6 protein-coding genes are annotated in these 4,384 nt (G+C 43.4%); all 6 read right to left on the bottom strand.

Going from position 1 to position 4,384, the window contains the following annotated elements:
* Positions 1-62 precede the first annotated feature (62 nt).
* Positions 63-1,523 carry a SpaA isopeptide-forming pilin-related protein gene (locus Q0E19_RS11560; RefSeq protein WP_294409684.1) on the bottom strand — a complete coding sequence of 487 codons (1,461 nt, stop codon included), beginning with the start codon at positions 1,521-1,523 and terminating at the stop codon, positions 63-65.
* An 82-nt stretch (positions 1,524-1,605) separates the two neighbouring features.
* Complete coding sequence (locus tag Q0E19_RS11565) at positions 1,606-2,553, bottom strand: hypothetical protein (protein ID WP_294409685.1); 948 nt, start codon at positions 2,551-2,553, stop codon at positions 1,606-1,608.
* 108 nt (positions 2,554-2,661) lie between these two features.
* Complete coding sequence (locus Q0E19_RS11570) at positions 2,662-3,024, bottom strand: SpoVG family protein (protein WP_117864965.1); 363 nt, start codon at positions 3,022-3,024, stop codon at positions 2,662-2,664.
* 14 nt (positions 3,025-3,038) lie between these two features.
* A complete protein-coding gene (locus Q0E19_RS11575) occupies positions 3,039-3,461 on the bottom strand; it encodes a DUF3846 domain-containing protein (RefSeq protein ID WP_294409687.1) in 423 nt (140 codons plus the stop codon).
* Positions 3,458-3,727, bottom strand: coding sequence for a hypothetical protein (locus tag Q0E19_RS11580; RefSeq protein WP_288970458.1), 270 nt, complete (start codon positions 3,725-3,727; stop codon positions 3,458-3,460). Before Q0E19_RS11580 ends, Q0E19_RS11575 begins: the two co-directional genes overlap by 4 nt.
* A gap of 21 nt (positions 3,728-3,748) precedes the next feature.
* The coding region (locus Q0E19_RS11585) for a DNA adenine methylase (RefSeq protein ID WP_294409689.1) at positions 3,749-4,384 on the bottom strand (636 nt) is incomplete at its 5' end.

The raw sequence follows: 4,384 nt of genomic DNA on the forward strand, positions 1-4,384 counted from the left end.
TGCCATTTTATTTTCCTCCTTTTTTCTATTATACCACGGCTAAATGTTTTCTGTCTAATTTATTATAGACGATACATCTTACCGTTGCCCGTAATAGTGAACTCTCTGTCGCCGTTCTGATTGTCCTCGGACTGTTTATTGATCTTTATTGAACCCGTTTTAAGCTGATTGTTGAACTTCACATTCACAGTCAGATCAACATCTCCGCTTGTCAGCGTAACATTCTGAGCCTTAGGGACTTCGTATCTTGTATCTACATTGATCTCGGATACGGTGTAGGTGATCGCTTTGCCTGTGGACATATCATAAACCCTTAGATCGTCAAAGGTTGCAATTCCGTTTGCATTGGTTTTGGCAGTTTCAGAGAGCGATTTTCCATTGTATGAATAGGTGATTTTAAACTCCCTGCCGCTGATGATTCCGTCCTCTGCGGTTTTGTTAATTTTAATTGTTCCTGTTTTGAAATCCTCTGTCACCTTGTTTTTTCCTGATTTGATTGTATAAACAGTAGGGTCAATAGAATAACCTGTAGGAGCTTTTAATTCCTTTGCGTAATAAGTGCTGTCGGGAAGTTGAGTTTTACCTGTGCCGTCAGCGCTTATGGTGATTTCGCCAACCTTTTTGGTACAGGACTTGTCACTGTAGATTCCGTATACCGCTGTGGAATTGTCAACACTTGATTTTCCTACAAGATTACCGTCCGTATTGTACTTATCGATCTCAAAGGTAACATCTGTCTTTGTAATTCTGAACGCCGACATATTCATAGCCGTTGCAGTCTTGCCGTCTATTTTGTTGTTGATAACAACGCCCTCCGAACCGCTGGATTCTATTCTCCAATGCTTTCCGCCTGAACCTTTTCCATCGCCAACTGTCTTTGAGTTTATGAGTTTTTCCGAAACACCAATAGATCTCAGATAGCTTATTACATCATTTCTTGAATCAAATTCGCCCATATATATCCAAGCGTGATCCTCACCACCCGGATTCTGAGCGACCACCACAGAACCTGCTGTAATAACCGAACCGTCAGCACGCTCCCAATACGGGCGGTCCGTTGTCTTGATGTTTTTCTTTTCGACTTCGACCTTTGAAGTCTTTCCGTCGTAAGTTATGGTGCAGTTATCATTGACTGTAAGCCAATGATCTGTGTCAACAGGCACAGGGTTGTTCCATGAAAATCCTGAAGTGCTGTAGCCAAGCTGCGTCATGGTATAGTAAACCAAGCCGGAGCAATCAATTCCAAGGTTTCGAATCGTATCCACGCTCAGCGCCTGATACTGACCCTGATCATACGCATACCAGTAGCCCTTGTTTCCATAGGTATACGGTGTACCCAGCAAGGTCGCCGCCTTTGCGATCACCGTATCCGCTGACGGGAATGCCGGGTTTTCCATAGGTGTGCTTGCGGCACTTACTGTGATTGCTCCGCTCATAGATGAACCGAACATAGAAAAAGCGCAAAGTCCTGCCATGAACCCTGCGCTGAGTTTCTTTAAAATCTTTGATTTAATTTTAAACATATATTGCATTTCTCCTTTGATTTTGCGCAAAAGAAAGAGAGCCAAATCGGCTCTCTTTATTGCAACTTTGTTGTTTACTTAATTAGTAAGCAGATTCGCTTACCGACAGTTCAATCGTGTTGTCATTTTCATCAAATATCTGGGTAATATCACCGTATTTATCCGACTTTAAAAATCTGCCGCCCTGTGTGTCGAACACATACCATGCTCCGCCCACGTTTACCAGATTTGCCATGTGTCCATACCAGTCATCGGGGGAGAAAAACGCATACCGACATTCAAGCCCAATCCCCTTGCAGGCATATATTGTTGCCACTGAGAACACTTGACAATTTCCGCTGACATTATCCCGAATCCAATTATACACCGCTTCGGCTTTTCCATAATCAGAACCATCGTGACTCAACCCTGCACCTATATTGTAATATTCATCGGTTGTTCTTCCAAGTGAATTTACATAATTCAGAACACTTTGCAAGTTTGTTGTATCTTCAATTACAACTTCAGTCTGCGGTACTGTAATCTGTGGCTTTGGAGTTGTAGTAGTAGGCGGATTTGTTACCGCAGGCTTTGCAGTTGTAGTCGGAGGCGTCGGATCGTTATTTTGAGGCTTATTATCAGACGGTCGGTTATTCTGTTCCGCTCCGTTATTGCTCCGGTTATTATCGGACGGCGAGTTATCTGGCTGCGGATCATTTTGCACAGGCTGATAGTTGTTTTCCTGACCGTTATTATTCTGTGCAGAATTGTTCTGTCCCTGACTGGAATTTCCCGAATAACCTGACGGATCTGATTTCTTGGTCGTAGTTACTGTGGTATCTATCGGCTTTGAAGTCTCGGATACCGTCTGCGAACTTTTTCTCGTAGTAGTCGCGGCTTCGCTTGTATCCTTTTCTTCTTTTGCAGATGTTACCGTGACCGCAGTTTGGCTCACATCTGAGGTTCCTGCACTTTTCGTTGACTCCGATACATTCCCGCAGGCAGTCAGCATTACTGTGCAAAGTATTGAAATATATATCGCTCTTTTCATATTATCACGCTCCTTGACAAGCAATATATCACACCTTTTTGTATAAATCCAGCATTTTTGCAAAAGTTCTACCTTTGTTACAAGATACACAGCAAATGCTTTAGCAAACTACATACTTAGCTCCGGTTCAGGTTCATCTTCAGGCTCCGACATTTCCTCATCGGGAGTGTTCTCCACCTCGATATCCGTCTGCTGAACCTGCTGCAGCTTGAGATCATAAGCATTGAGCACAGCCTGATTTACGGCAGTTCTCGCCGACTTGGTTATGGCGTGGAAGGTGTCGCTGTACTGCTTGTTGCCGTCCTTATCGGTGTATGAGGTGGAGGGCATATTGACAAATCTGCCCTTTTCGGTCTCGATGACCCTCAGTCCGTGAACGGCGAACATACCGTCCATTGTTACGCTGGCATATGCCTTGATTGCTGAATCCTCTTTGTTTACCATTCTGTTGATAGATGCGTGTATTCTCATCGTTTCATTCTCCTTTACATTGTCTGTTCGATTTCCGGTTCTTCTTCATATTCTTCTTCCGGTTCGATTATTTCCGGTTTTGTTTCCCTCACTGCGATAAGCCCTATGCCGGGCAGATTTACTATCACATGATTAAACTGCTGTTTGTACTTTTCTATCTGTTCATCAGTAAGTGAACAGGAATCCCACTCACCGTATTCGTTACGATAATTGCCAGAAATATAGAAAGTGCCGTGAACAAGAGTATTTCCAATTATCCTGTTAGGCTTAGAACCGTTCAGCAGAAACTCATCATTGCACCAGCAAATAGCGTCCTGCTTTGGTTCAAAATATATTGGCTCGATGCTGCCGCCCACAACTTCCTGCATGGCATGGATATCATCTTCAATATCCTTTACATATGGTTCTTTCAGAGGTCCAAACACAAGTATCCTCATTCTTTTGCCTCACTTTCACAATACTCTTTCAGCGGACAATCGCCGCAGTCATCAAACATTGCACAGGTACGCTGTATTTCTTCCTCTGAGATGCCGCAGTCATGGTGCTTACTCTCATTCTCTGAAGGAAAAAGGGCGATCTCAAATCTTCCTCTCTCGACCCATATTTTCAGATCCACCTCCGCTCCCTCTTCAAAGAACACACCGGGTACTTCTATGTCTCCCAACTCATTGATAAACCCTTTTGTACATATAACATTTTTCATAAATCAAACCTCCCTGATCGTTTAATTGTCAAAGAGCGAAAGCTGTCTGATAGCTTTCGCACGTTCGCTTGTGTCATAATTTGAGATAAGCAGTTCGCCGTACTGACAGCCTGCGTCATAACGCTGTGCTAAGTTGTTAAGTCTGCTTATCTCCTCGATGTGGATATTAGGCTTGTCCCATATCTCCCTTATCTCCGGACAGTCATTGTATGAAACCAAGAACTTGCCTTTGATCTCTAAAAGTGTATCACGCAGTCTGATACGATCCTTTGCCGTAAATCCCACGTCCTTGTAGTAGCTTTCTGTAGCAAAGTAGGGCGGATCGCAGTAGAAAAAGCTGACAGGTCTGTCATACTGCCGTATCAGCTTTTCAAAATCCTTGTTTTCGATAACGACCTTCTGCAAACGCCTTGCCGCAAGATCTATCATCGGAAAATCAGACCACATCGAATGTGGCTGACTTCCGAAGCTGTCAAGTCCGCTTGCATAGCTGTAACGTATAAGCTGATAAAACTTAGCCGCTCGGTCAACATCATAAAGCCTAGGCAAAATACCACGTTTGTGAAGTATAGCTAAATACTCAAAATCTTCTCTTGAATCAAGCACATACCTAAGCTTGTATTTGAGTCTGTTCGGTTTATCTCTGACGCATCTGTA

The organism is uncultured Ruminococcus sp., assembly GCF_934476685.1.
GTDB lineage: Bacteria > Bacillota > Clostridia > Oscillospirales > Ruminococcaceae > Hominimerdicola.